The following is a 23,355-nucleotide window of genomic DNA, read 5'->3' on the forward strand; positions in this document are numbered from 1 at the left end:
CCCAGTCTTGCACATCCGTCTTGCACAACTGTCTAAGACGTGCGTACCATTTGAGCCATGACGAAAACCGCTCTGGTCGTCGGCGCGAGCATCGCCGGCATCTCCTCCGCCTACTGGCTGCACCGCGCGGGCTACACCGTGACCGTCATCGAGCGGTCCCCCGCCCTGCGCGACGGCGGCTACAAGGTCGACATCCGCGGCGCCGCGCTCGACGTCGTCGACCGCATGGGGCTGTTAGAGGACGTGCGGAAGGCACGGACGGACGTGCGATCCGGCACTGTGGTCGACGCCACCGGTCGCCGAGTGGCCAGCATGGACGGTGACACGTTCGGCGGACGCACCCACGGCGACGCGGAACTGCTCCGCGGTGACCTGACCCGCCTGCTCTACGACCACACCAAGAACGACGTCGAGTACCGCTTCGGCGAGGCGCTCACCGAACTGCCCGGTGGCTACGACCTGATCGTCGGCGCGGACGGCCTGCACTCCGCGACCCGCGCCCTCGCGTTCGGGCCGGAGAAGGATTACGTGCACGACCTCGGCTACCGCATCGCGATCGCCACCGTGCCCAACCACCTCGGCCTCGACCGCGAAGAGGTCACCTACGTCGGCCCCGGTCGCACGACGCTGGTCTACAGCACCGCCGGTGAGGCCACCGCGAAGGCGATGTTCCTGTACGAGGGCGACGAGAAAGACCTCCGCGCGGCCTACGAAAACCAGGGCTGGGAGGTCCCGCGCCTGCTCGACGGCGTCGACACGGCAACCGACCTCTACTCCGACGACATGTGCCAGGTGAAGATGGACAGCTGGCACCGCGGCCCGGTCGTGCTCGTGGGTGACGCGGCCTGGTGCGCCTCGCCGGCGTCCGGCCAGGGAACGAGCCTCGCGCTGGTCGGCGCGTACGTTCTCGGCACCGAGGACTCCCCCGAGGCCTACGAACGGCGCATGCGCCCGTTCGTCGAGCGCAACCAGGCGCTCGGCCCGGCCAACATCAAACGGATGGTGCTGCACACCCAGGGGCAGGTGCGGAACTCGATGCGGATGCTCGCGGTGATGGACCGCATGCCCTTCAAGGAGTGGATGCTCGGGAAGGTCATGCAGCCCCTGCACCGCGCCGCGACAGCGATCGAACTCTAGGCTGTCCGCAGCCGGACCGACACGTTCCGGGCGAGGCTCCAGATGAGCGTCACTGCCACAGCGCTGCTCACCGCGGCGAGCCCGAGCGTGCCCCACACGCCGACCTCCGGCCCGATCCACAGCGGCTCCGCGCGTCCGAAGTTCAGTCCGTTGAGGAGCAGAAGCACGACGGCGACGGGCACGAGCAGCAGGCCGCCGCCGTGGAACCGGTAGACCGCGGCGCCGAGCAGCGAACCGGCGAGCGTCCAGACCAGCATCCCGGTCCAGTAGGTCACGAACACCAGGCCGAATTCGGTGCCCGACTCGAACAGGCGACCCGGCTGGAACGTCTCCGACCAGCCGGCGGCCCGGTAGATCAGCGCTTCGCCGACATAGGCCAGCGCGGTCAGGGCAGCGAGCACGGCGGTGGCCACCACCTGGTACGCCGACACTTCCCGCACGTACTCACCGCGGGTGCGCCCGTGCACGAGGAACGTCGGCAGGAGCGTGAAGTAGAGGTACGCGCCGTACCCCAGCGCCGCCCACCGCCAGAACCACCCCGGGCCGAACGTGTCGAGCGCGCTCAGGTCGACGGTTCCGAAGATCGCGTAGACGCCCACGACCGCAGCGATCACGACGACGACCAGTCCGAAGCAGAACGAGAGGAACAGCAGGTGAGTGGCGAGGAAGTACCGCAGGATCGGCCAGCGCGAGCTCATCGGGTGCCTCCCGTCAGGTGGATGAAGAGGTCCTGGACGGCCACCGGCCCCAGTTCGAGCCCGGCCGTGCGGGCGGCGCGCCGCCGTTCGTCGTCGAAATCGCCATAGATCATTGCCGACTTCGTCGGCCCGAGCGTCTGGTGTCCGAGGACGGTCAGCCCGACGGCGAAGTCGTCGACGAGCGAGATCGGACCGGTCACCGAGACCCCGCGGGCTCGCAGGTCGTCGAGGTCCTCCTCGAGCAGGAGGCGACCCTCGTGCAGCACCAGGACCCGCTCGAACAGCGGGCTCTGCTCCTCGATCAGGTGCGTGGAGATGACGATCGTGCGCGGCTGGTCCAGGTAGTCGCGCAGCAGTTCGTCGGCGAACGCCTGCCGGGTCGGCGCGTCCATGCCCAGGTGCGCTTCGTCGAACATCGTCACCGGCGCGCGGGAGGCCAGGCCGACCGTCACGTTGAACGCGGACCGCTGCCCCCGCGAGAGCGCACTGAGTTTGCTCTTCATCGGCAGTTCGAACAGGTCGGCGAGCGTGGACGCGTAGGCGGCGTCCCAGCTCGGGCGCAGGCGGCGCGCCAGGTCGAAGATGTCCCGGAGCGCGTCGCTCTTGTCGCCGACGTGTCCGGGCTCGCCGATCAGGCAGATCTGGCGCAGGATCCGGGGGTTCTCGAAGACCGGTTCGTCGTCGATGTGCACGGTGCCTGCACTCGGCTTACGGAAGCCTGCCAGCGTCGACAGCAGTGTGGTCTTGCCGGAGCCGTTCCGGCCGAGCAGCCCGTAGATCTTTCCGCCCGGTAACGAGAAGCGAAGGTCGCTCAGCGCTTCGGTGGGCCCGTAGCGGCACGTGAGGTCACTGACTGCGATGGTCATCGAGGCCCTCCAGGTGGGAGGCGATCTCCGCGAGCGGGATGCCGATCATGCGAGCCTCGGTGACCATCGGTTCGACGACGTCGGCGAAAAACCGCTCCCGGCGTTCGGCGCGCAGCTTCTCCGCGGCGTCGACACTGACGAACATGCCGATGCCGCGGCGCTTGTAGACCACGCCCTCGTCGACGAGCTGCTGGAACGCTTTCGCCGCGGTGGCCGGGTTGATGCGGTGGTGCGCGGCGTACTGGTTCGTCGACATGACCTGCTCGTCGGCGCGGAGGACCCCGCGCAGGACGTCGGCTTTGATCTGTTCGGCGATCTGCCGGTAGATCGGGCTGCGGTCATCGAACACGATGCCTCTTAGGCTCTGTGGTTCATTACTCTACCAATGAACCACAGAGCCTTCGCGGTGAGCAAGGGCCTTCAGCGCGTGAGCATGTGCACCCGGTTGACCGCCGACGACAGGAGCTCGCCGGGCCGGGCCACCCGCGCGGCGAGCTGCGTCAGCAGGCTGTGCCGCAGGACCCGCCCGGGGTAGCTGCCGCGTACCCGTCCCGGTTCGTCCAGTGCCTTGTCGAGGTTGTCGATGCCGTTGTCCGGGCGCTTGTACATCTGCGACTTCTTCGCGAACAGGCGGATCGCCATCAACCCGTCGGTGAGCGCGGGGCTGAGGCGCTGGCCGAAGTAGAAGCCCAGCGCCGAATCCCCCACCGGGATCTCCCGGCGCGGCCGCTCGACCGCACGCACGATCGCGTCGGCGACCAGCTCCGGGGCGTACACCGGAGGCGGCGGCTTGGGCAGCGCGCCGAGCTTGCTGCGGCCGTGCTCGTAGAGCGGCGTGTCGATCGCCGCGGGCAGCACCGTGCTGACCGAGATCGGCGAGCCGTCCTGCGCCAGCTCGATGCGGAGGCAGTCGTAGAACGCGAGCAGCGCGAACTTGCTGGCGCTGTAGGGCGCCTGCAGCGGCACCGCGCGGATGCTCTCCACCGACGCCACGCCGATGATGCCGCCACCACCGGCCCGGCGCAGCGCGGGCAGTGCGGCGTGGACGCCGTGCACCTGCCCGAGGTAGTTGACCCGGATGACGCGCTCGAACTCCTCGTCGGTGATGTCCTCGATCCGGCCCCAGATGGCGACCGCCGCGTTGTTCACCCAGGTGTCGATGCGCCCGTACGTGTTTTCGGCGACGTCCGCGAGCGCGCGCACCTGGGCGGCGTCGGACACGTCGGTGGGCACCGCGATCGCGTCACCACCAGCGCTCCGGATGTCGGCCACCAACGAGTCCAGCGCGCCGACGTTGCGGGCGGCCGCCACCACCTTGGCGCCCTGCCCGGCGAGGGCGGCAGCGGTGGCGCGCCCGATACCGGTCGAGGCTCCGGTGATCACGACGACCTGATCAGCGATCGGCTTGGGCATGTTCACTCCTTGTCTGGTGTGCCCCCGAGCTACCCGGCGTCATTGCTGGTACGCACCGCTGCGTCGGTTGTCGGTGCGGTGGTGGCAGGCTGGCGACCGTGAACGAGGATTCCGCTCCCGAGCCCCGGCCCGCTCCGGGCGACCCGCAGACCGCCGGCGAGGCCGACCACAGCGTGACCACGGCCACCCCGCCGCGGTGTCCGACCCGAACCCGGCTGTACCGGGACGGCGAGGTCGTCGCCGAGGGCTTCCCCGCGGAGGAGATCAGCGATCGCCTGGCGAGCGATTCCGATGCGTTCATCTGGCTGGACCTGCACCATCCCGACGAGTCGGACCTCGGCATCGTCGTGCAGGAGTTCGGGTTGCACCCGCTGGCGGTCGAGGACGCGCTGCAGGACGAGCAGCGTCCCAAGCTCGACCGCTACCGGACGCACCTGTTCGCGAACATGTACGCGGTGGGATTCGATGCCGTCACGGCCACGCTCACGACCAGCGAGATCAGCGCGTTCGTCACCCCGAGGGCGCTGATCACCGTCCGCAAGAACGAGTTCGACGTCGACGCTCTGCAGGCGCGCTGGGACGAAAACTCCGATCTGGCGTCCGCCGGCGTCGGGTTTCTCGTCCACGGCCTTCTCGACGCAGTGGTCGATGGGCAGTACGACGTCACCGAGACGCTCGACGACTGCCTGGACGCGTTGGAGGACCAGGTGTTCGAGCCCCGGCAGGGCTCCGACCTCGACATCCGACGGAGGGCGTTCGAGCTGCGCCGGGCCGTGCTGCAGCTGCGGCGGATCGTCGCGCCGATGCGGGAGGTCGTCGAGCGGATCCTGCGCAACGCCGGCGAGCACCACCTGGCGCACGACTTCATGCTTCCGTACTACGAGGACGTCCACGATCACGTGCTGCGCGCGGCGGAGACCACTGACAACGCGCGGGACCGGATCGCCAGCATCCTGGAGAGCGAGCAGAACATCCAGGGTCAGCAGCTCAACGAGGTGACGAAGAAGCTCGCGGCGTGGGCGGCGATCATCGCGGTGCCGACCGCGGTGACCGGTTACTACGGCCAGAACGTGCCGTACCCGGGGTTCGAGCAGCACTGGGGGTGGATTCTCAGCACGGCGGTGATCGTCGTGCTGAGCGTCGGGCTGTGGATGCTGTTGCGTCGGCGCAACTGGCTCTAAGGGGCGGTCCACGCGGTGAGGGTGAGGGCGACCCGGTCGGTCGCCGCGTCCGTGTGCACGCGGACGAGTTTCGGTGCGTTGCCGGTCGTGAGGACGCAGACGGTCTGGCCGCGTGCCACCCGCAGGCTCTCGACGCCCGGGTTGGTGCGGAGGGCGTCGAGGCAGGTGGCCGGGGTTGCCTGGGGGTCGGTGACCTCGGCGAAGGAGGTCGTGCCCTCGAAGGTGAAGCGGGTGTCGGTGCAGGCGAAGAAGGTGAGGTCGGCGCCGTCGGGTGGGGCTACGCGGGGTTCGTCGAGGTCGACGGCCTGGCCGGAGCCGACGCAGGCGTTCTGGAGTTTCAGCTGTTGGTTCTCGTAGACGACTGGGTTCGGGCTTCCGGCCGCGCCGGTGGGTTCCGCTGTGTCGGTCGGCTCGGGGGCTATCGACTGCTGGGCGACGATCGTCGGCGCGGGCAGCGTGCGCTCGGCGGCTGCCTGCGCGCTCTGCTGCGCCTGGTCGGATCGTCCGAGCGCGACCATCCCGGTGACCAGCGCGATCAACGCGACGACACCGGTCGCGGCGGATACCCCGATCGCGACGATAGGCATCTTCTCCTGCGGCCCCATGGTCGTCATCGTCTACGTCTGGGGCATTCCGGGCAAATACCGTGACTTTCAGGCGTACCCTGTGCTGCTCCGTGAGTTCTTCGAAGCGCCCTAGTACGAGAAACGGCTCACGTTGTCGGCGTGGATCACGAGGCGGACCTGCTCCTCGGCGAGGAGGTTCTTGAGGTCCTCGGCGCGCGCCGGATCGTCGAGATCCCAGTACTTCTCGGCGAGGCGGGTGGCCAGCTCGTGCGCTCCGTCCGTCTCCACGGTGACCCGCCCGGCCACCGACACCCAGCGCTCACGCTCGTTGACCGGCGCCGCGACGACGATCGAGGCGCGGGGGTCCTTGCTCAGGCGCCGCACCTTGACCGAGTGCGGCCCGGTGAACAGCTAGACCGTGCCGTCGTCGGTCGCTTCGAACCACACCGGTCGGGGTTGCGCGGGCGTCGGGCCGACGGCCACGGTCAGGAAGCCGTGCAGGGGTCGGGCGAGAAACTCGAGGTCTTCGGCAGTGAGCATGCCCCCACTATTTCGCGGGAACGTACGGGGGTGCCACACCCCAGCCCCAGCGCGGTACCGGAGCCTGCTGCACGACGTCGACGCCGGGCTGCGAGTTGCTGAACGCGATCCGGGTGCCCCACTCGACGTAGCCGACGAACGCGGCGCGGAACTCCGGATCGTCCGGCAGGCCCGCGTCGTCGGCCGCGAGGCTCATCGTCGACGCGAACCGGAAGCGCTGCTCGGGGGTGATGCCGAGGTTGACGTGCTTGTTCACCATCCGGTGGTAGCCACCGAGCTCGGACGAATACCGGGCAGGGCCGCCGAAGACCTCGATCCACCAGGCGGTCACGTGGGCGCGGTGCTCGTCGGACACCCCGCCGGGGAACAGGGGGGAGATCAGCTCGTCGTTCTCGACGCGGTCGTAGAAGGCGTTGATCAGCCGCTCGAACGCCGCTGACCCACCCGCCCACTCGAAGAGCGAGGGTGTCTCTGTCATTTGCAACACTGTAATCATTCAGGACGGCGCGGGATGCCGGTTCAGCCAAACACCACCGTGTGGTTGCCCGTCCCCTCGGCGCTGCAGATCGGCGACTCGCTCCCGCCGGAACGCGCTTCCTACGTTGTCACCCCTCGGTGAATCGGTCGGCAAAGGACTCGGCCGCACGGGCGAGGACGGCGACGTCGGCGCCGACGAGGACAAAGGAGGCACCCGCCGCCACGTACCCGTCGGCCACCGCCGGATCGAAAGCGTTGACTCCCACCGGAGTGCCGGTGGAGAGCACGTCGGCGAAGGCGCTGCGGACGGCAGCGGTCACCTCCGGGTGCGTCTGCTGACCGATCAAGCCCATCGAGGCAGCGAGGTCGGACGGGCCGACGAACACACCGTCGATCCCGTCGACCGCGGCGATCTCAGCGGCCGCCCCGACCGCGTCGGCGGACTCGATCTGCACGAAGACGGACACGTGCGAAGCCGCGTCGGTCAGGTAGTCGTGGATGCGGTTCCACCGCGCCGAACGAGCCAGCGCCGAACCCACCCCCCGGCGGCCCCGTGGCGGGTAGAAGGCCGCGGCGACGACCTCCCCCGCCTCCGCCGCGGACGACACCATCGGAACCAGGATCGTCCGGGCCCCGAGGTCCAGTACCTGCTTGATGACGACCGGGTCGGCGGACGGGACGCGCACCACCGGGGTGACCGGGTAGGCCGCGACGGCCTGCAACTGGACGAGCACCGATTCCAGCCCGTTCGGCGCGTGCTCCATGTCGATGAGCAGCCAGTCGAGCCCGCCGCCGGCGCAGATCTCGGCGACCAGCGGGCTCCCGCTGCAGACCCACATTCCCGCGAGTGGCCGGGTCCGCGCGGCCAGCGCGTCACGCAGAGTCAACTGAACTGGCATGAGATCGTCCCCATCGGTCCGTAGTCACACAGGACGCTGTCGCCGCGCGACACCCACATCGGCCGGGTGAACGAGCCGGCCAGGACCAGCTCGCCGCCTTCGAGTCGGCTGCCGTGCTGGTGCAGCTTGTTGGCCAGCCACGCGACGCCGCTCGCCGGATGGTTTCCGACCGCGGCGGCGACGCCGCTCTCCTCGATGGTCTGGTTGCGGTAGAGCAGCGCGGAGATCCACCGCAGGTCGATCGCGCCGGGACGGGTGGGGTTCCCACCGACCACCGTCCCGCCGTACGCGGCGTTGTCGGCGATCGTGTCCACGATCGTGCGACCGTGCAGTTCGATGTGGGAGTTCAGGACCTCCAGCGCGGGGACGACGTACCGCGTCGCGTCCAGCACGTCGTAGACCGTGCAGTGCGGGCCGGACAGCGGGCTCTTCAGCAGGAAGGCCAGCTCGACCTCGATCCGCACGTTGGAGAAGTTGTCGAACGGGAGGACCGATCCGTTCTCCCACACCGTGTCGTCGAGAATGACGCCGTAGTCGGGCTCGGTGATGCCGGTGGCCGCCTGCATGGCCTTCGACGTCAACCCGATCTTGCGCCCGACCACCCGACGACCGGCGGCCAGCTCCCGCTCCCGCCACGCGCTCTGAATGGCGTACGAGTCCTCGACCGTGGCGTCCGGATACCGCGTGGTGATCCGGGGCACCACGACACGGCGGTGATGGGCGTCCGACAGCTCGGCGGCCAGGTCGGCGATGACGTCGGCGTCGAGCATTCAGGCTCCTCGGGGAGTCGGCAGGTCGCACTGACCGGACTCGGGATGGCGGACGGCCAGGTCCGCGGTGACCGAGCCGTTGCGGTGACGCCGCACGGCCTGCTCGATCGTCTCGGCGGGCGCACCGCGCTCGATCAGGTCGATGAGCGCGTCGTGCTCCTCCATCACCGCGGACGCCCGCCCTGCGACGATGCCACCGAGCGTGTCGGGCAGGTTCCCGAGCCGTATCCACTCGGCCTGGACGAGCTCCAGCAGCCGAGGGTTGGGGCACGGCGCGTAGAGCGTGCGGTGGAGCTCCTGGTTGACCGCCCGGAACATCCGCGGGTCCAGGTCGGGAAGTCCGCGGCGGACGACGTCGTTGAGGTCGCGCGCACGCGCGAGGTCGTCGGGCGTGAGCAGCGGGGCGGCCAGTGCCGTCGCAGCACCTTCCAGCAGGCTGATCGCCTGCATGGCGAAGCGGTACTGGGAACCGTCCACCCGCGCCACGTGCGCGCCGACGTTCCGCTCGAACGTGACCAGTCCTTCGGCGGTCAGGGCGCGCACGGCTTCGCGGATCGGTACGACGCTCATCGACAGTTCGGTGGCCAGCGCGCTGAGCACCAACCGGTAGCCGGGACCGAACGCGCCGGTCGCGATGCGTTCCCGGATCCAGCGGTAGGCGATTTGGGACTTGCTGGCCTCTGTTGACGAACTCACCGGCGCGCCCGCCACTCCTGATACCGGGCACGCCACTCCGCGTTCATCGGGAACAGTCCGTCGAGCGCGTGACCGGCCTTCACCTGTCGCGCGATCCAGGCGTCCTCGTCCTCCTGGGCGAGAGTCGCGTCGGCGACTTCTTCGGCCAGCCCCGGCGGGATCACGACGATCCCGTCCGTATCCGCGACGATCACGTCGCCCGGCTGCACGGTCGCCCCGCCGCACGCGATCGTGAGGCCGGAATCCCAGGGAACGTGCCGGCGACCGAGAACCGCCGGGTGGTTGCCCGCGCAGTGGATCGGCAGACCCACGTCGGCGACCGCGTCCGCGTCGCGGACACCACCGTCGGTCACGATGCCCTCCGCTCCCCGGGCTTGCGCGCGGAGAGCCAGGACGTCGCCGAACGTGGCCGCACCGGTCTCCCCTCGCGCCCCGATCACCAGCACCTCGCCCGGCTCGACCGCGTCGAACGCGCTCCTCTCGGTAAGGTTCATGTCATGTCCACCAAGGCCGAGCGGTCGTTCCAGATCCTGAAGGAACGGATCATGGACGGCACGTACGGTCCGGGTCACCGCTTGGTGATCGACCAGCTCGTCCGGGAACACGCGATCAGCTCGGTGCCCTGGAGGGAGTCCCTGCGTCGGCTGGAGGCCGAGGGCTGGGTGGAGATCGTCCCCAACGTCGGGGCCCTGGTGCGGACCTTCGACACCGACGCCTGGCAGAAGGGTCTCAGTCTGCTGGCCCGGATCGGTGGGTACGCCACCGCGCTGTCGGCTCCGCATCTTTCCGCGGACGACCTGGCCACCGCGCGCGACCTGAACCGGCGGATGCGTGAGGCCCTGGCCGCGTTCGATCCCGGTCAGTTCGGACGTCTCAACCGGGAGTTCCACGAGCTGCTGGCGTCGCGGGCCGGGGACGATCGCCTGGTCGCGATGGTCAACAGCGAGTGGGCCCGGCTCGAAGTGATCCGGAAGTCCGCGTTCTGGTACGCGCCCGGCCGCGCGGAGGCGTCGTTGGCGGAGCACGACCACATCCTCGAACTGATCGAGACCGGGGCCGACCCCGATGCCGTGGAGGCCGCGGCGAAACAGCACGAGCTCCGGACCGTCGAGGCCGTGACCAGGTACGACGACGGACTGCGTCACGCCGGAGTCCCCCACTCGGCGATCAGCGCGCGACCGTAGTCGTTGCCGTTCGGGTGGCGCAGCGTGGTGTGGACGTGAAAGCGCGCCGGGAGCCGATTGTTCAGCCAGACGCCGGCGTGATGATCCAGTTCGGCCAGGATGACCGGGCTGTGCACACGCAGGTAGAACGGCTGGGATCCGTCGGTGGCGCCGTACCAGGAGAAGTACGTCTCGTCCCGGTGGGCGTCGTACTCCGCCATCGCCGCCGCGCGCTGGGCGTCGACGATCAGTGCGTGGAAGTCCGCCACCAGGTCGCGCAGCTGGGCCTGCTGCGAAGCGTCGAGCGCGGAGACACGGATCCCTTCGTACGGGACGATCCGGTTGTCGCGAAACGCTCCCGCGACGTGGCGCTCGTCCGCTGGATGCAACCGGCCCTCGGGCATCGCGGGATCCAGGACCGAGTCGTACACCACGGCTTGGGCTCGCTGCTCGGGAGTCAGTGAGCCGGCGAGGCGGAGGGCGAGCTGTTCCCGGGCGGCGAACAGCGGCGGGTGCTCCTCGGAGAGCGCGGGTTCCGCGCCCAGGAACACCGGGGCGACGACGTGCCGTCCGCCGACCGACACGAAGTTGACGGCCACGTGGTGACCGAACAACTGCCAGCCCCACGGCTCGAGCGGATGCGGCCGGCCGAAGATCGAGAACCAGTAGCTCCGGTCGTTCAGCACGGTCGGCAGGTCGACCAACTCGCCGAGGAATCCGTTCAGGGCCATCGCTTCGGCCACCCGGTCGTAGCCTTCCGGGCTGAGCGAGGCTCGCAGCACGTCACGGACGGCGTCGATCTTCTCGGGCGAGAGGTTCTCCAGACGCAGGCCCACCCGGTGGACGACGAACTCGGGGTTGCTCCACGCGCGCCATTCCGGGGCGGTGGCCGGGTAGGAGATTGTCTCCCGCTCCGCGTCGGTCAGGCCCGCCAGCAGCCGCTCGGCCGCGGTGTGTTGGGCATCGTCCACCGAAGGGTGCTCCGGCAAGTGGTAGAGGCCGTCCCGGACCACGCCGTCCGACGTGATGCCGACGAACGGCTCGTCGTAGAGCGAACGCCAGTAGGCCAGCAGGTCCCGCAGGAACGGCGCCCGGTACCGGTCCTGCGTGAACTCCTCGTAGTCCATCCCACGCACGTTGGCGAGCTTCGCGTCGTCCAGGTCGAGCAGGTAGGCCCGGTAACTGTCGCTCGGCAACTCGACCGCTTCCTCCCGCCCGGCCACCCGGGCGGTCGAGAAGAAGCCGTCAATGTCCTGATCCATCAGATCGGCAGGTTGAAGAGGCGCTTCGCGTTACCCGCGAGCACCATCTCGCGCTCGGCGTCGCTGATCTCGACGGTGTTCTTCAGGAACTCGACGCCCTGGCTCATCCAGCCGTAGAAGACCGGGAACGAGGAGCCGAACATGTAGTGGTCGGCGCCGTTGACCTCGATCGCACACTCGACCTGCGCCTTGCCCCAGGAGTGCGGGTGGGTGAGGTCGAAGAAGATGTTGTTCTCGAGGTAGCTCTTGATCTTCTCGCCGCCGGTCGGGTCCAGGCGGGTGATCGCTTCCTTCTTGTTCGACGCGTGCGGGGTGAGCAACGCGGTGTTGGCGAACCAGTTGCCGCCGAGCATGGTGTGGATGAAGCGCAGCCCCGGCATCCGGTCGAACATGCCGCTGAACAGCTCACGCCCGACCGCCGTGGCCTGGTCGGTGATGCGGCCGAACTCGCGTCGCAGATTCGTGTAGTCGATGACGGTCTTCCACTCCACCGGTAGCGGGGTGTGGTGCACGATCACCGGGACGTCCAGCCGCTCGATGACCTTCAGGTAGGGCTCGAACACCGGGTCGTCCAGGTAGAGCTGGCCGTAGTGGCAGGCCAGCTGCACCCCGACGACGCCGAGTTCGTTGACGCACCGCTCGAGCTCGTACACGTTTTCCTTGCCGCCCCACGGCGGCACGCACGCGGTACTGAACAGCCGCCCGTTGGAGCGCTTCACGATCTCGTGTGCGTTGTCGTTGACCGCCTTGCAGGTCTCCAACGGCAACCACTCCTGCCACACCGGGACCCGCATGATGCCGTAGTCGACACCCGCCTCGTCCATCGCGGCCAGTTTGGCCTCGGCGCTGTAGTCGCCCTCGACGTAGTTCAGGTTCTGGTAGCCGGCGGGCTTCTCCAGGATGAGCTGCTGCCGCCCGTCGTCGAGCTGGGCGACCCGGGCGATCTCCCCGAACCCGCGCGGAGCGCTGTCGAGGAAGCCGTTGAGCATCGTCGGGTTGGAGAACAGGTCTTCCGGCAGGTGGTGGATGTTGATGTCGACAACGGTCATCGGAGGGAAACCTCCCGCATCGTGTACGAAATTTGATACGGAATCTAGTGCGGGGTCACCAGCTTCACAAGCAATTTCGTATTTGAAATCGTACACGATTTGGCATACGGTCCTCGGCATGCCTGACAGCTCGTTCGACATCGCCATCGTCGGCGCTGGCCCGGCCGGCCTCGCCGCTGCTCTCCGACTGCACCAGCGCGGTTTCCGGCCCCGGATCTACGAGACCGTGGCCGAGCTCAAGCCGCTCGGCGTCGGCATCGACGTCAAGGTCTACGGCACCAAGGAACTCGACGAACTCGGACTGCTGCAGGAGTTCCGGGCGATCTCCGTCGACGCCCGCGAGTCGATCTTCTACAACAAATACGGCCAGGAGATCTACGCCGAGCTCTGCGGCGTACACATGGGCTATCTCTACGAGCAGCGATTCGTACACCGCGGCTACCTGCAGATGCTGCTCTACCGCACCGTCCTCGACCGGCTCGGCCCGGACTCGGTCGTCCACGGCGTGCGCTGCCTCGGCTATACGAACCACGACGACCGGGTCACTCTCGACCTGGTCGACCAGGCCGGCGAACGCAGCCGGGTGACCGCGGACCTGGCCATCGCGGCCGACGGGATCAAGTCCGCCGTCCGCCAGCAGATGCACCCCGACCACGCCGAGCCGGTGTACTCGGACATCACGATGTGGCGCGGCACGACGCTGATGGAGCCGTTCGGCAGCGGCGGCACGATCCTCCACATCGGCGCCCCGCAGAGCTCCAGCATGATCGTCTACCCGATCGCGAACGACTTCGAAGGCACCGGGAAGGTGCTGGTTAACTGGGTGGTCGAGGCCACCAGGGACGAGTCCGTCGAGGACTGGAACCAGCGCGGCACCGTCGACGAGATCATGCACTACTACGACCAGTGCGACATCGTCCACCTCGACGTCCAGACGATGCTGCGCAACGCCCGCGAGGTCTACCTGTTCCCGCTGATCCGGCACGAGCCGCTCGAGACCTGGACCGACGGCCGGATGATCCTCATCGGCGACGCCGCGCACGCCATGTACCCCCGCGGCGGCAACGGGGCCTGCCAGGCGATCGTCGACGGCAGCGCCCTGGCCGAGAAGCTGGCCACGATGGACGACGTCCCCGCCGCACTGCGAGCCTTCGAGGCACAGCGACTCAAGGCCGTCAACGGCATCGTGATGGCCCACCGCGGCGAAGGCTACGAGGTGATCCGCCGGATGGTCGAAGACCGCACCGGGGGCGAGCGGTTCACCGACATCGAGGACGTCCTGCCCCTGGCCGAGGCCGACGCGATCTTCAGCAAGTACCACGCGCTCGTCGGCCAGCCCCGGCCGGGTTTCGAAGCCGGCGACACCACCGGCTATCGCACCGAGCACGCCGCGACGGGGAACTGACATGTCCGATCCCGTGGTCCACGCCGACGCCACCACCCGGGCCGAGATCCTCGCGGTGGAGGAGCGGCGCCGCACGGCGCTCCTCGACGTCGATCTGGAGGTTCTGGACGACCTGTACGACGAGACGCTCATCCATACGCACGCCCCCGGCGTGACCCACGACAAGACGCAGCTGCTGGAGCACGTCGCGACGCGTCAGGCGTACCTCGACATCACCCGCGGCGAGCTCACCATCCGCACGATCGGCGACGTCGCGATCGTGACCGGCCGCATCCGGAACCGGCTGAGCAGCCCGGACGGCACCGAACGGGTCCTCGGTGGTCAGGTCATCCAGGTACTGCGCCGCTGCGAGGACGGCGCCTGGCGTTTCGTCAGCTTCCAGATGACCCCGGACGGGGAACACGTCTGGCCCGCCACCGCAGCCGAGCAGGCGAGCATCGCCGACACGGCGATCACCCAGAAGGGCGCCGCGAAGTGAAGATCGCCGGTTCCGCGTCGCGGACGGCCCGGTCCGGCTCGGCCGGGTCGACAGCGACCGGGTCACCGACATCTCCGCGGAGGTCGGCACCTCCCTCCGCGCCATCCTGCCGGACCTCCCGACGTCGACCGAGCGGATCCTGGCAGCGGACGGCCCACAGTACGGGGTCGCCGACGTCGTGCTCGAGGCACCGATCGACGACCCCCAGAAGTACCTGGGCATCGGGATGAACTACGCGCAGCACGCCGAGGAGGCCCGCCAGGCCGGCATCCCGATCCCCACCAGCCAGATGTGGTTCAACAAGCAGGTTTCGTGCATCGTCGGCCCGTTCGCGGACGTCGTGAAGCCCGACCTGTCCGACGAGCTCGACTACGAGATCGAGCTGGGTGTCGTCATCGGACGCCGATGCAAACACGTCTCCGTGGACGACGCCCGGTCGGTGATCGCCGGATACCTGGTCGCCAACGACGTGTCGGTCCGGGACTGGCTGCAGAAGCGGTCCCCCACCTTCACGCTGGGCAAGTCGTTCGACACGCACGGCCCGATCGGGCCCTGGCTCACCACCGCCGACGAGATCGCCGATCCGCTCGATCTGCGGATGACGCTCACCGTCAACGGCGAGGTCCGGCAGGACTGGCCGACGAGCGACATGATCTACGACATCTACCACCAGATCGCGTATCTGTCGCAGGTCTTCACGCTCATGCCGGGCGACGTCCTCGCCACCGGGACGCCCTCGGGGATCGGCGCACCGACCCGGAACTTCCTGAAGGTCGGCGACGTCGTCCGGGCCGAGATCGAGGGACTGGGCGCTCTCGAGAACCGCATCGTCCGGGAGGCCTGAGCGGTGCCGGAGCGGGTCAGCATCCAAGTGCCGGGCTTTCAGCACGGTAACCCGATTCCCGCCGCGAGCAGAATCGGCCCGTTCCTGGCCTCCGGAGTGCTCACTGGCCGGGATCCACTGACCAGGGAGATGCCCCGCGATCTGGATCGGCAGTGCGCCAACGTGTTCGGCCACGTCCGCACGCTGCTGACTGTCACCGGCGGTACCCCCGACGACATCCTCAAGATGACGTTCTACCTGGCCGATCCGCAGGACCGGGAAGCGCTCAACCGGGAGTGGCTGGCCATGTTCCCGGATCCCACCTGCCGTCCGGCCCGGCAAGCGCTCGCCGCGCAACTAGACGGCGGCGCGCTGGTGCACTGCGATCTGCTGGCGATCCTCAGCTCGTGACCGAAGAGGAAGCGATGAACTTCGAAGCGCCCCGAGCCATCAAGCGCATGCTCTTCTCGACGTGGGCGCTGCTGGACTCCCTGTCGCCCGACCTCCGCGCCCAGATGCACATCCCGGACATGCACGATCCGCGGCGCAACGACTGGGACTTCATTCCGAAGCCCGACCGCACCGGCGTGCCGCTCACCAACTCGACAACCACCAGAAGACCCTGGCGCACACGCTGCTCGCCTCGGGCCTCAGCCTGCGTGGTTACAGCCAGGTCCTGGCGGTGATGGCGACCGAGAACATCCTGCGTGAACTGGAGGTCATCGACCGGCAGTTCGGGGTTTTCGCCGGAGACTTCCGCAGCCCGGACGGCTACTGGTTCACGGTCTTCGGCCGGCCCGGGTTCGAGGACACCTGGGGATGGCGCGTCATCGGCCACCACCTCTCGCTGAGCTTCACGATCGTCGCCCAGCGGTACCTCACGGTCACCCCGCTGGCGATGGGCGCCCTCCCGATCCCGGCCGGAGTCCTCGATCCGCTCGGCGCGCACGGCCGGATGGCCTTCGACGTGCTGAACTCGCTCTCCCCTGACCTCCGCCGGCGCGCGGTGATCCACGACGTCGCTCCCGCGGACTTCGTCACCCGGCAGGTTCCGCTGGTCGGCGAGGAGGAGTGGTCCGACCACGTCGACCTCGGCATCGTCGGCTACACCATCACCGACGACGACCGGGCGGCACTGCGCTTCGTCAAGAACGCCCCGTCCGGCGTCAGTGGCGCCGACCTCGGCGCGAGCGAGATCGCCGCGGTTCGCGAGCTGCTCCTGCACTACGTCGAAACGGCGTCCGACGAGATCAGTGCCCGGTACCGCGAGCAGATCCTCCGCGGCGATCCCGGAAAGCTGGTCTTCGCCTGGGCCGGCGGCACCCGGCCGGACACGGCGCACTACTACCGGATCTCCACCGAGAGCCTGCTGGTCGAGGCCGACAACGCGGTCGGCGCCGGTCAGCACAAGCACACGGTGTGGCGGGACCTGACCAACGATCTCGGCCACGACCTGCTGCTCGACCACTACGCGCAGCACGGCCGCGACGGCGAGCACCTGAACCGCCGTCTGGTGTCCAACCGCGCGACGACCGACGACGTTCTCCGAACGGACGCGTGGCACCCGCCCCAGGTCTACGTCACTCGTCGGTGATCGGGCCCGATGTGGGCATGGGGTGCTCGGCGAACCACTGAGTGACGAAGTCGAGTAGCGCACCCACCTTCTTCGGGACCTGCGGGCTCGGCCCGTGCACGGCGCACAGCGAACGCTCCTGCACGTGGGCACCACCGAACAGCGCCTCCAGTTCGCCGGTCACCATGCCGGCGTGAGCCAGCCGAAGCGGCAGCAGCGCGACCCCCCGCCCGTGTTTCGCGGCCTTCACCAGTGCGAGATACGAATTCGTCGTGAACGGGCGGCGCGAGAACTTGTGCACGTGCGACTGGCCGCCGAGTTCCAAGCGCCACGAGGACTCGTGCTCGTGCGAGAGGCAATCGAGCTCCGCCAGCCCGGCGATCTCCCTGGGCCGGCCGTGGTCGTCCAGATACGCGGGCGACGCACACAGCACGAACGGGAACGTACTGATCCGCCGCAGCCGCATCTGGGAGTCGCGGAGCGGTCGGGTGTGGAACGACACGTCGTAGCCCTCGTCGATGAACGCGTAGGCCCGATCCTGCACGCCGCCGAGCTCGAGGCGGAGTTCGATCTCCGGATAGCGGACCGAGAACGCAGCGATCGCGTCACCCAGGTCGAGCGCACCCAGCCACTTCGGACAGATCACCGACAGCGAGCCGGTGATCTGCGTACTCAGGCCGGCCAGATTCTGCTCTTCTTCTTCGATCTCCCGGATGATGCGCCGCGCGAATACGCTGTAGTGGAGGCCGAACTCGGTCAGCGTGACCGAGCGCGCGGTGCGGTTGACCAGCCGGGCGCCGAGATGCTTCTCGAGGCTCGCCACGTGGCGGGACACGGAGGACGCCGACGTCCGCATCTGCTCGGCGGCACTCGCGAAACTTTCGGTGTCGGCGACAGCGACGAGGCTTCTCATCACGAGCAACTGATCCATCGCCGCGGCACCCCCTCGCTGCTAGAACGTACTAGTCTCGGGGGTTCATCATACCGGCGGAGGGCCCATGGCCGAGCGGCGCGTCACGCAGCGCGATGTGGCATCCGCCAGCGGCGTGTCCCCCGCGACCGTCGGCTTCGTGATCAGCAACACCCCCACGCAGACGATTTCCGCCGCCACCCGGGAACGGGTTCTGCGGGCGGCCAAGGAGCTCGGCTACGTACCGCACGGAATCGCTCGGGCCATGCGCGAGGGCACATCGCGGGTCGTCGTCCTCAACATCGACGCCAGTCTGGAAGGAAACTACTCGCGCTCCTACATCCAGGGTCTCGACGAGGAGCTCGCCACCCATGAGCACGTTCTCGTGATCAAGCACGGCCGTCCCTCCGAGGACTCGACCGCTCGACTGACCCACATGGTGTCGCCCAGGGCGATCGTCGAATTCGCCGCCAACTACTCCTCGGGCAAGGAACTCGCCGACGGTGGATGGCACGACGGGTTGGCCGCGCACACCGCGACGCAGCTGAGCTACCTCGCCGATCGCGGACACCGGCGCCTCGCGATGGCGCTGCCCGAGAATCCGACGGTCTTCGCCCGCATCCGGGAGGAGTTCGCGCGTCAGACCGTGGAGCGCCTCGGGCTACCGCCCCTGGTGACGCTCATCGTTCCCGAACCGGCGGCCGGGGGCGTCGACGCGGTGCGGGAGTTCCTGCGTGCGGACCCGGTGGACGCGGTCGCGGGCTTCACCGACGAGATCGCGCTGCGCGTCCTCCACTGCGCGGCGACGCTCGGGCTGGGCGTTCCCGACGAGTTGGCCGTCATCGGATACGACGCCACTGCCTACGCCGCGCTCTCCTCCCCCGCTCTGACCACTGTGTACATCGACGCCGAGGCGCACGGCCGGCGAGCCGCGCGTCGCCTGCTCGGCCTCGACGAGAGCGATCTCGCCGGCGCCCCCGCCCGAGTACTGGTCCGCGAGTCAGCCTGAGCGTCGCTCGGCTTTCCGGCGCCATGCGGACGCGGCAGTCAACCGGTCGCGCTCGTGCGCCTCGGGAAGTACTCCCTCCGGCGCCGGAGGTCGAGGTGGACGTCGACCGCGAGCGACCGCCCGGACCCCGAAGACGGTAGGTGAGGTTGACCCCGCGCGGAGCTCGATCACGACCGACTCACCCCGAGGAAGTTGGCGATCAGGAGCTGCCCGTGCTCCGACAGCGCTGACTCGGGGTGGAACTGGACGCCCTCGAGGGGCCGGCTGCGGTGCCGGACCCCCATCACCGTTCCGTCCTCGCTCCACGCCGTCGCCATCAGGCACAGCGGAATCACGGTGGCCGCGAGCGAGTGATAGCGCACGGCCTGGAAATCCGCCGGCAGTCCGCGGAACACGCCACGTCCGTCGTGGGCGATGGTCGCTACTTCACCGTGAGCGGGTTCGATCGGCCGCACCTTCCCTCCGTAGGCCGTCACCAATCCCTGGAGCCCCAGGCACACGCCGAGAACAGGAATGCGCCCGTAGCGGAGGATGTCGGCCCCGGCCCGGAAGTCGGCCGGATCGTCCGGCCGGCCCGGTCCCGGGGACAGCACGATGTGCGAACGGGACCGCGTGTCCGCCGGGGCGAGTTCGTCGTGCTGCGCGACGTCCGGCCAGCGCCCGGTGACGTCCGCGATCAGGTGGACGAGATTCCACGTGTAGGAGTCGTGGTGATCGACGACCAGTACATCCACGGTCATCCGGGCCAGCGACGAAGGATGAGCCGCTCGGCGGCACCGATTCCCACGTTGAGCAGGATGCCGACGACGCCGATCACGGTGAGCAGGGCGTACGCCGCCGAGATCTGGAACGTCTGCTGATATTGGACGAGCAAGTAGCCGATCCCTCCGGTCGCGACCAGGAAATCGACGAGGAGCGCGACGATGAGGCAGATGGGCACGGCCACTCGCAGACCGGTCATGATCTCCGGTAGGAGCGACGGCAGCACCACCTTGCGCAACCGGGCCCACCGCGACATCCGCAGACACGCGGCGACCTCGAGCCGGAGCGGAGGCACCGCCGCCCGGGCCGCCGCGGTGTTCAGCAGGATCGGCCAGACCGTGCCGAACGTCACCAGACCGGCCTGCGTCGGCATGTCGGCGCTGAAGAGCAGCAACGCGGCCGGCACGATGGCCGCGGCCGGGGTGGCCCTGGCGAACTCCAGCAGTGGTCCGCAAGCGGCCGTGAGCCGGCGCGACGCGCCGATCGCCGTGCCCACCGCGACGCCGATCGCGAGCGCGGCCAGCAGTCCGATCGCGCCGAGCCGGAGCGTCTTGCCGATCGCCGGCCACAGCTCTCCCGACTCGTCGATCTGCCGGAGGGCTTCCCACCAGACGGACGGCGGCGGAGCGTTGACGGAGTTCTTGTCGCCCACCAGCTGCCAGAGGATCAGGACCACCGCGACGGGCAGCAGACCCCGGAGAGCCTTGAGGTTCATCGCTCGCTCCTCTCCGCCACGGCGGCGACTCCCGGGAACAGGAGCCGGAACGCACGGAGCATCCCGGCGTTTGCGAGCAGGCCGAGCGCGCCGGTGACGAGCACGTAGACCCACATCCGGGCCGGCTGCATGCCGCTCTGTTGGAGCACCAGTTGATTGCCGACGCCGCTCTGCAGCCCGAGCATCTCGGCCACCACGCAGACCACGAGCGTGGTGGCCAGCGACAGCCGCGCGCCCACCAGCATCGCCGCTCCGGCCGCCGGCATGACGACCCTCGTCGCGACGCGGAGGCGGCTCAACCCGAGCGTACGACCGACTTCGCGCAGCCGTGGGTTGACCGAACGCACACCGCCCGCGGTGTTGATCAGCATCGGCCACAGCGCGGCGTACGCGCCGAGGACGATCTCGGTCTCGTCGCCGTTGCCCCACAGCAGGATGGCGATCGGGATCAGCGCGATGACCGGTAGCGATCGCAGCATGTCGACGGTCGCCGTCGACCACGACGCCAGGATCTTGTTCGAGGACAACACGATTCCCAGCACCGCCCCGAGCGCGGCGCCGATCAGCCAGGCGATCAGTACGACGCCGATCGTGTGCTGCAGGGCGGGCCAGAGCCCGCCGTCCTCGCCGCTCAGGTAGCGCAAGCCGGCCCAGATCTCGGTCGGTGCCGGCAGCGCACCTTCGACGGTGCCGGCCTTCGCCAGCACCTGCCACCCGACGAGCACCAGGACGACGACGGCCAGCCCCAGCCAGTTGACTCCCCAGCGCTTCTTCTCAGCCGCCATGGCCGTCTCGCAACGCCTGGGCCAACTCGTGGCGTACCTCCTGGAACCGGGCATCGTCGCGGGTGGCGATCTGATCCCTCGGCCGGCTCAAGTCGATGGCCGCCTCGTGGACGATCCGCCCCGGTGAGGAGTGGATGACCATGACCCGGTCGGACAGGTACACCGCCTCGTCGACGTCATGGGTGATGAACACGATGGTCTGGCCGGTCTTGGCGTGGACGTCCAGAAGCTGGTCGTGCAGGGATCCCTTGGTGATCGCGTCGAGGGCACCGAAGGGCTCGTCCAGCAGCAGAACCTGGGGTTCGCAGACGATCGCGCGAGCGATCTGGACGCGCTGCTGCATCCCACCGGACAGGCGCCAGGGGTACTCGTCCGCCCGTTCGGCCAGGCCCACGATCTCCAAGGCGCGGTGGACGCGCTCTTTGCGTTCCGCCCGGGACACCCTTCCTTCCAGCGGCAATGCGACGTTACGTGCCACGCTGCGCCAGGGCAGCAGCGCCGAGGCATAGTCCTGGAACACCGTGACGGCGTCCGGTGAAGGCCCCGCGACGGCTCGGCCGCCGAGGCGCACCGATCCCGTCGTCGGCGGCTGCAAACCGCCCAACACGCGCAGCAGCGTGGTCTTTCCCGTGCCGGAGGGCCCGATGATGCCGACGATCTCCCCCGCGGCGACCTGCAGATCGACGTTCGCCAGGATCGGCCGTCCCGACGGGCCGGCAGGCAGCGTGACGCTGACGTCGACCAGCTCGAACGCCGGCTCGGGTGTGACCGGCTCCGACCGCAGTTCGTCGGTCTGGACAGCACTCATGTCGTCTCCTTCCGAGCCTTCGCTCACGGTGCGTGGACCAGGTCCTCGGCTTTGGTGTCGAAGCTGTTCGGGAGGTCTCCGACTTCCTTCATCGGCTCGATCCACGGCTCGAGGTACTCCGGCTTGACGTCGAAGGAGAAGCTCTTCGTCACCGGGTACGTCTTGGCGACCTGCTCCGGAAGTTTGAGCTCGGTCACGAGCAGCTGCCGGCCCGCATCGACGTTCTGCTCCAGCCACGTCACGGCATCCTCGGACGCTTTCCGGAACGCCGCGATCGTCGGCCCGTTCGCTTCGGCCCACTTCTTGGACGCGGCCCACCCGGCCGCGAGGGCCGTCCCGTCACTGATGTCCACCGTGGAGTTGCCGAGGTCGTGAGCGCCCTGTCCGAGCATCTGGCCCTGGAACGGGAAGATCGTGACGGCCGCTTGGAACGTGCCTTTCTGGAGTCCGGCCGCCATGTCGGCGAACGGGATCTGCAGGAACTTGACGTCGGACTTTTTCAGACCGGCTCCGTGCAACGCGACGACCGCGCCCTCGTAGAGGTTCCCGCTCTGGCTCGGGACCGCGATCGTCTTGCCCTTGAGGTCCTTGACCGAGTTGATTCCCTTGGCCCCCAGGAAGTACGTCGACCGCAGGTCCGCGTTGTTCTCGATCGTCTGCGCGGACACCAGCAGCGGATCGATACCTCGGGCCGCTGCCTGGAGCAGCGTGGGCGGAGTAGCGGTGATGAGGTCGTACTGCTTACCGACGCTCGGCAGCAGACCGGCGGCAGCCTGGCTGGTGGTCAGCTCGACGTCCAGGCCGTTCTTCGTGAAGAAGCCCTGCTTGTCCGCTACCAGGATCGTCAGGTTGGTCGGATTGAGGTTGTAGGCGATCCGGAGCCGCACCGGGTCCGCCGCCGACGGCGTCTTGCCGCTGCTCACGGCCGCGTCGTCAGCCGAGGAGCCGCCGCAACCCGTGGTCGCGGCCGTCAGCGCCAGCGCTAAACCCGCGAGGGCGATCCGTGCCATGGGCAGCCGGCCCTTGATCGTCATCCGACCTATTCCTCTCGTCATTGTGAGAAATCGCGGCGATGCGGCACGAAATTGTCCGACCGCGGGTAAGCGCCCGAATTCGGTCGCGTGACTCGTGCCACGCCGTCGTCGTTCCGCGACGGTAACAATGGTCTGCTCCGCACGGTTCGGATCGCGGCCCGCGAATCACGCACGCGAAAGATGCACGCTGTGCATGCTCACAATGTTCCGACGAAAAGGGTGGAGCCGGACCGACTCCCTAATAGCTCTGCTGCCTTTTTCTACTCGAACGCTAACCAATTCATCGTGGCCATGCCTGCTGCGGCGCAAATGCCGGAATCGCGATCATCACGACGG

The 23,355-nt window shown here is 68.6% G+C and carries 27 protein-coding genes and 2 pseudogenes; 10 read left to right on the top strand and 19 right to left on the bottom strand.

What is annotated here, in order from left to right; genetic code table 11:
• The first annotated feature begins 57 nt into the window (after window positions 1–57).
• Complete coding sequence (locus tag ACGFY5_RS34060; RefSeq protein ID WP_392726658.1) at window positions 58–1,137, top strand: FAD-dependent monooxygenase; 1,080 nt, start codon at window positions 58–60, stop codon at window positions 1,135–1,137.
• Here the strand turns inward: ACGFY5_RS34060 and ACGFY5_RS34065 are convergent.
• The 4 genes from ACGFY5_RS34065 to ACGFY5_RS34080 all read right to left on the bottom strand — a co-directional run bounded on the left by ACGFY5_RS34065 (window position 1,134) and on the right by ACGFY5_RS34080 (window position 4,114).
• On the bottom strand, window positions 1,134–1,835 hold the full coding sequence (locus tag ACGFY5_RS34065; RefSeq protein WP_392726660.1) for a hypothetical protein: 702 nt from the start codon (window positions 1,833–1,835) through the stop codon (window positions 1,134–1,136). The two genes, ACGFY5_RS34060 and ACGFY5_RS34065, sit on opposite strands and share 4 nt — an antisense overlap.
• Window positions 1,832–2,701: an ATP-binding cassette domain-containing protein gene (locus ACGFY5_RS34070; RefSeq protein ID WP_392726662.1), complete on the bottom strand. Its 870-nt coding sequence runs from the start codon at window positions 2,699–2,701 to the stop codon at window positions 1,832–1,834. Before ACGFY5_RS34070 ends, ACGFY5_RS34065 begins: the two co-directional genes overlap by 4 nt.
• Entirely contained in the window at window positions 2,682–3,050 is a 369-nt protein-coding gene (locus ACGFY5_RS34075) for a GntR family transcriptional regulator (RefSeq protein ID WP_392726664.1), read from the bottom strand. Before ACGFY5_RS34075 ends, ACGFY5_RS34070 begins: the two co-directional genes overlap by 20 nt.
• Before the next feature lie 71 nt (window positions 3,051–3,121).
• Entirely contained in the window at window positions 3,122–4,114 is a 993-nt protein-coding gene (locus ACGFY5_RS34080; protein WP_392726666.1) for an SDR family oxidoreductase, read from the bottom strand.
• Window positions 4,115–4,212: 98 nt separating this feature from the next.
• Here ACGFY5_RS34080 and ACGFY5_RS34085 point away from each other — a divergent pair, with 98 nt between their 5' ends.
• Window positions 4,213–5,295 (top strand): magnesium transporter CorA family protein, encoded by a 1,083-nt coding sequence (locus ACGFY5_RS34085; RefSeq protein WP_392726668.1) that lies wholly within the window; start codon window positions 4,213–4,215, stop codon window positions 5,293–5,295.
• On the opposite strand, the gene ACGFY5_RS34090 is transcribed toward ACGFY5_RS34085, so the two are convergent.
• From ACGFY5_RS34090 to ACGFY5_RS34120, 7 genes and pseudogenes are all read right to left on the bottom strand, one after another.
• Complete coding sequence (locus ACGFY5_RS34090; RefSeq protein WP_392726670.1) at window positions 5,292–5,900, bottom strand: hypothetical protein; 609 nt, start codon at window positions 5,898–5,900, stop codon at window positions 5,292–5,294. The two genes, ACGFY5_RS34085 and ACGFY5_RS34090, sit on opposite strands and share 4 nt — an antisense overlap.
• 90 nt (window positions 5,901–5,990) lie before the next feature.
• A pseudogene (locus tag ACGFY5_RS34095) lies at window positions 5,991–6,401 on the bottom strand (pyridoxamine 5'-phosphate oxidase family protein).
• 7 nt (window positions 6,402–6,408) lie between these two features.
• Window positions 6,409–6,885 (bottom strand): group II truncated hemoglobin, encoded by a 477-nt coding sequence (locus ACGFY5_RS34100; RefSeq protein WP_392727821.1) that lies wholly within the window; start codon window positions 6,883–6,885, stop codon window positions 6,409–6,411.
• A 121-nt stretch (window positions 6,886–7,006) separates the two neighbouring features.
• Window positions 7,007–7,777, bottom strand: coding sequence for an aldolase/citrate lyase family protein (locus tag ACGFY5_RS34105; RefSeq protein ID WP_392726672.1), 771 nt, complete (start codon window positions 7,775–7,777; stop codon window positions 7,007–7,009).
• Window positions 7,762–8,547 (bottom strand): 2-oxo-hept-4-ene-1,7-dioate hydratase, encoded by a 786-nt coding sequence (gene hpaH, locus ACGFY5_RS34110; RefSeq protein WP_392726674.1) that lies wholly within the window; start codon window positions 8,545–8,547, stop codon window positions 7,762–7,764. Before hpaH ends, ACGFY5_RS34105 begins: the two co-directional genes overlap by 16 nt.
• Window positions 8,548–9,243 carry a GntR family transcriptional regulator gene (locus tag ACGFY5_RS34115; protein WP_392726676.1) on the bottom strand — a complete coding sequence of 232 codons (696 nt, stop codon included), beginning with the start codon at window positions 9,241–9,243 and terminating at the stop codon, window positions 8,548–8,550. It lies immediately after the preceding gene.
• The gene (locus tag ACGFY5_RS34120; RefSeq protein ID WP_392726679.1) at window positions 9,240–9,737 is read right to left on the bottom strand and encodes a hypothetical protein; all 498 of its coding nucleotides are present in this window, start codon (window positions 9,735–9,737) and stop codon (window positions 9,240–9,242) included. The genes ACGFY5_RS34115 and ACGFY5_RS34120 overlap by 4 nt, the downstream gene beginning before the upstream one ends.
• Before the next feature lie 3 nt (window positions 9,738–9,740).
• On the opposite strand from ACGFY5_RS34120, the gene ACGFY5_RS34125 reads away from it, so the two are divergent.
• Window positions 9,741–10,427: a GntR family transcriptional regulator gene (locus ACGFY5_RS34125; protein ID WP_392726680.1), complete on the top strand. Its 687-nt coding sequence runs from the start codon at window positions 9,741–9,743 to the stop codon at window positions 10,425–10,427.
• On the opposite strand, the gene ACGFY5_RS34130 is transcribed toward ACGFY5_RS34125, so the two are convergent.
• Both ACGFY5_RS34130 and ACGFY5_RS34135 read right to left on the bottom strand, forming a co-directional pair.
• A complete protein-coding gene (locus ACGFY5_RS34130) occupies window positions 10,385–11,668 on the bottom strand; it encodes a DUF3500 domain-containing protein (RefSeq protein WP_392726682.1) in 1,284 nt (427 codons plus the stop codon). The genes ACGFY5_RS34125 and ACGFY5_RS34130 overlap by 43 nt on opposite strands.
• Window positions 11,668–12,717 (bottom strand): amidohydrolase family protein, encoded by a 1,050-nt coding sequence (locus ACGFY5_RS34135; protein WP_392726684.1) that lies wholly within the window; start codon window positions 12,715–12,717, stop codon window positions 11,668–11,670. The genes ACGFY5_RS34130 and ACGFY5_RS34135 overlap by 1 nt, the downstream gene beginning before the upstream one ends.
• A gap of 118 nt (window positions 12,718–12,835) precedes the next feature.
• Here ACGFY5_RS34135 and ACGFY5_RS34140 point away from each other — a divergent pair, with 118 nt between their 5' ends.
• The 6 genes and pseudogenes from ACGFY5_RS34140 to ACGFY5_RS34165 all read left to right on the top strand — a co-directional run bounded on the left by ACGFY5_RS34140 (window position 12,836) and on the right by ACGFY5_RS34165 (window position 17,017).
• Entirely contained in the window at window positions 12,836–14,122 is a 1,287-nt protein-coding gene (locus ACGFY5_RS34140) for an FAD-dependent monooxygenase (RefSeq protein WP_392726686.1), read from the top strand.
• Between the two features lies 1 nt (window position 14,123).
• The gene (locus ACGFY5_RS34145) at window positions 14,124–14,600 is read left to right on the top strand and encodes a nuclear transport factor 2 family protein (protein ID WP_392726688.1); all 477 of its coding nucleotides are present in this window, start codon (window positions 14,124–14,126) and stop codon (window positions 14,598–14,600) included.
• Window positions 14,601–14,607: 7 nt separating this feature from the next.
• Window positions 14,608–15,444 (top strand): annotated as a pseudogene (locus ACGFY5_RS34150) (fumarylacetoacetate hydrolase family protein); the annotation flags it as partial.
• 96 nt (window positions 15,445–15,540) lie between these two features.
• The gene (locus ACGFY5_RS34155) at window positions 15,541–15,834 is read left to right on the top strand and encodes a RidA family protein (RefSeq protein WP_392727824.1); all 294 of its coding nucleotides are present in this window, start codon (window positions 15,541–15,543) and stop codon (window positions 15,832–15,834) included.
• Window positions 15,831–16,109, top strand: coding sequence for a hypothetical protein (locus ACGFY5_RS34160; RefSeq protein WP_392727872.1), 279 nt, complete (start codon window positions 15,831–15,833; stop codon window positions 16,107–16,109). Before ACGFY5_RS34155 ends, ACGFY5_RS34160 begins: the two co-directional genes overlap by 4 nt.
• The gene (locus ACGFY5_RS34165) at window positions 16,079–17,017 is read left to right on the top strand and encodes a DUF3500 domain-containing protein (protein WP_392727826.1); all 939 of its coding nucleotides are present in this window, start codon (window positions 16,079–16,081) and stop codon (window positions 17,015–17,017) included. Before ACGFY5_RS34160 ends, ACGFY5_RS34165 begins: the two co-directional genes overlap by 31 nt.
• Here ACGFY5_RS34165 and ACGFY5_RS34170 read toward each other — a convergent pair.
• Window positions 17,004–17,927, bottom strand: a complete 924-nt coding sequence (locus ACGFY5_RS34170; protein WP_392726689.1) for a LysR family transcriptional regulator — start codon at window positions 17,925–17,927, stop codon at window positions 17,004–17,006. The two genes, ACGFY5_RS34165 and ACGFY5_RS34170, sit on opposite strands and share 14 nt — an antisense overlap.
• Before the next feature lie 67 nt (window positions 17,928–17,994).
• Here ACGFY5_RS34170 and ACGFY5_RS34175 point away from each other — a divergent pair, with 67 nt between their 5' ends.
• Window positions 17,995–18,915 (top strand): LacI family DNA-binding transcriptional regulator, encoded by a 921-nt coding sequence (locus ACGFY5_RS34175; protein WP_392726691.1) that lies wholly within the window; start codon window positions 17,995–17,997, stop codon window positions 18,913–18,915.
• A 167-nt stretch (window positions 18,916–19,082) separates the two neighbouring features.
• Here the strand turns inward: ACGFY5_RS34175 and ACGFY5_RS34180 are convergent, their stop codons facing one another.
• The 5 genes from ACGFY5_RS34180 to ACGFY5_RS34200 are packed head-to-tail and all read right to left on the bottom strand — an operon-like array spanning window position 19,083 to window position 23,019.
• Window positions 19,083–19,655 carry an anthranilate synthase component II gene (locus tag ACGFY5_RS34180; protein ID WP_392726693.1) on the bottom strand — a complete coding sequence of 191 codons (573 nt, stop codon included), beginning with the start codon at window positions 19,653–19,655 and terminating at the stop codon, window positions 19,083–19,085.
• A complete protein-coding gene (locus ACGFY5_RS34185) occupies window positions 19,652–20,392 on the bottom strand; it encodes an ABC transporter permease (protein ID WP_392726696.1) in 741 nt (246 codons plus the stop codon). The genes ACGFY5_RS34180 and ACGFY5_RS34185 overlap by 4 nt, the downstream gene beginning before the upstream one ends.
• Window positions 20,389–21,177 carry an ABC transporter permease gene (locus tag ACGFY5_RS34190; protein WP_392726698.1) on the bottom strand — a complete coding sequence of 263 codons (789 nt, stop codon included), beginning with the start codon at window positions 21,175–21,177 and terminating at the stop codon, window positions 20,389–20,391. Before ACGFY5_RS34190 ends, ACGFY5_RS34185 begins: the two co-directional genes overlap by 4 nt.
• Complete coding sequence (locus ACGFY5_RS34195) at window positions 21,167–21,985, bottom strand: ABC transporter ATP-binding protein (protein ID WP_392726701.1); 819 nt, start codon at window positions 21,983–21,985, stop codon at window positions 21,167–21,169. The genes ACGFY5_RS34190 and ACGFY5_RS34195 overlap by 11 nt, the downstream gene beginning before the upstream one ends.
• Before the next feature lie 23 nt (window positions 21,986–22,008).
• The gene (locus ACGFY5_RS34200; protein ID WP_392726703.1) at window positions 22,009–23,019 is read right to left on the bottom strand and encodes an ABC transporter substrate-binding protein; all 1,011 of its coding nucleotides are present in this window, start codon (window positions 23,017–23,019) and stop codon (window positions 22,009–22,011) included.
• Between the last annotated feature and the right edge of the window lie 336 nt (window positions 23,020–23,355).

Origin of the sequence: Cryptosporangium sp. NPDC048952 (genome assembly GCF_043197895.1) — a bacterium.
Taxonomy (GTDB): Bacteria; Actinomycetota; Actinomycetes; order Mycobacteriales; family Cryptosporangiaceae; genus Cryptosporangium.

Bases quoted from the DNA above. Each gene is read 5' to 3' on its own strand.
- ACGFY5_RS34060 (WP_392726658.1), top strand. From the start codon at position 58: ATGACGAAAACCGCTCTGGTCGTCGGCGCGAGCATCGCCGGCATCTCC.
- ACGFY5_RS34065 (WP_392726660.1), bottom strand. From the start codon at position 1,835: ATGAGCTCGCGCTGGCCGATCCTGCGGTACTTCCTCGCCACTCACCTG.
- ACGFY5_RS34070 (WP_392726662.1), bottom strand. From the start codon at position 2,701: ATGACCATCGCAGTCAGTGACCTCACGTGCCGCTACGGGCCCACCGAA.
- ACGFY5_RS34080 (WP_392726666.1), bottom strand. From the start codon at position 4,114: ATGCCCAAGCCGATCGCTGATCAGGTCGTCGTGATCACCGGAGCCTCG.
- ACGFY5_RS34090 (WP_392726670.1), bottom strand. From the start codon at position 5,900: ATGGGGCCGCAGGAGAAGATGCCTATCGTCGCGATCGGGGTATCCGCC.
- ACGFY5_RS34105 (WP_392726672.1), bottom strand. From the start codon at position 7,777: ATGCCAGTTCAGTTGACTCTGCGTGACGCGCTGGCCGCGCGGACCCGG.
- hpaH (WP_392726674.1), bottom strand. From the start codon at position 8,547: ATGCTCGACGCCGACGTCATCGCCGACCTGGCCGCCGAGCTGTCGGAC.
- ACGFY5_RS34120 (WP_392726679.1), bottom strand. From the start codon at position 9,737: ATGAACCTTACCGAGAGGAGCGCGTTCGACGCGGTCGAGCCGGGCGAG.
- ACGFY5_RS34125 (WP_392726680.1), top strand. From the start codon at position 9,741: ATGTCCACCAAGGCCGAGCGGTCGTTCCAGATCCTGAAGGAACGGATC.
- ACGFY5_RS34130 (WP_392726682.1), bottom strand. From the start codon at position 11,668: ATGGATCAGGACATTGACGGCTTCTTCTCGACCGCCCGGGTGGCCGGG.
- ACGFY5_RS34135 (WP_392726684.1), bottom strand. From the start codon at position 12,717: ATGACCGTTGTCGACATCAACATCCACCACCTGCCGGAAGACCTGTTC.
- ACGFY5_RS34140 (WP_392726686.1), top strand. From the start codon at position 12,836: ATGCCTGACAGCTCGTTCGACATCGCCATCGTCGGCGCTGGCCCGGCC.
- ACGFY5_RS34145 (WP_392726688.1), top strand. From the start codon at position 14,124: ATGTCCGATCCCGTGGTCCACGCCGACGCCACCACCCGGGCCGAGATC.
- ACGFY5_RS34170 (WP_392726689.1), bottom strand. From the start codon at position 17,927: ATGGATCAGTTGCTCGTGATGAGAAGCCTCGTCGCTGTCGCCGACACC.
- ACGFY5_RS34175 (WP_392726691.1), top strand. From the start codon at position 17,995: ATGGCCGAGCGGCGCGTCACGCAGCGCGATGTGGCATCCGCCAGCGGC.
- ACGFY5_RS34180 (WP_392726693.1), bottom strand. From the start codon at position 19,655: ATGACCGTGGATGTACTGGTCGTCGATCACCACGACTCCTACACGTGG.
- ACGFY5_RS34185 (WP_392726696.1), bottom strand. From the start codon at position 20,392: ATGAACCTCAAGGCTCTCCGGGGTCTGCTGCCCGTCGCGGTGGTCCTG.
- ACGFY5_RS34190 (WP_392726698.1), bottom strand. From the start codon at position 21,177: ATGGCGGCTGAGAAGAAGCGCTGGGGAGTCAACTGGCTGGGGCTGGCC.
- ACGFY5_RS34195 (WP_392726701.1), bottom strand. From the start codon at position 21,985: ATGAGTGCTGTCCAGACCGACGAACTGCGGTCGGAGCCGGTCACACCC.
- ACGFY5_RS34200 (WP_392726703.1), bottom strand. From the start codon at position 23,019: ATGACGATCAAGGGCCGGCTGCCCATGGCACGGATCGCCCTCGCGGGT.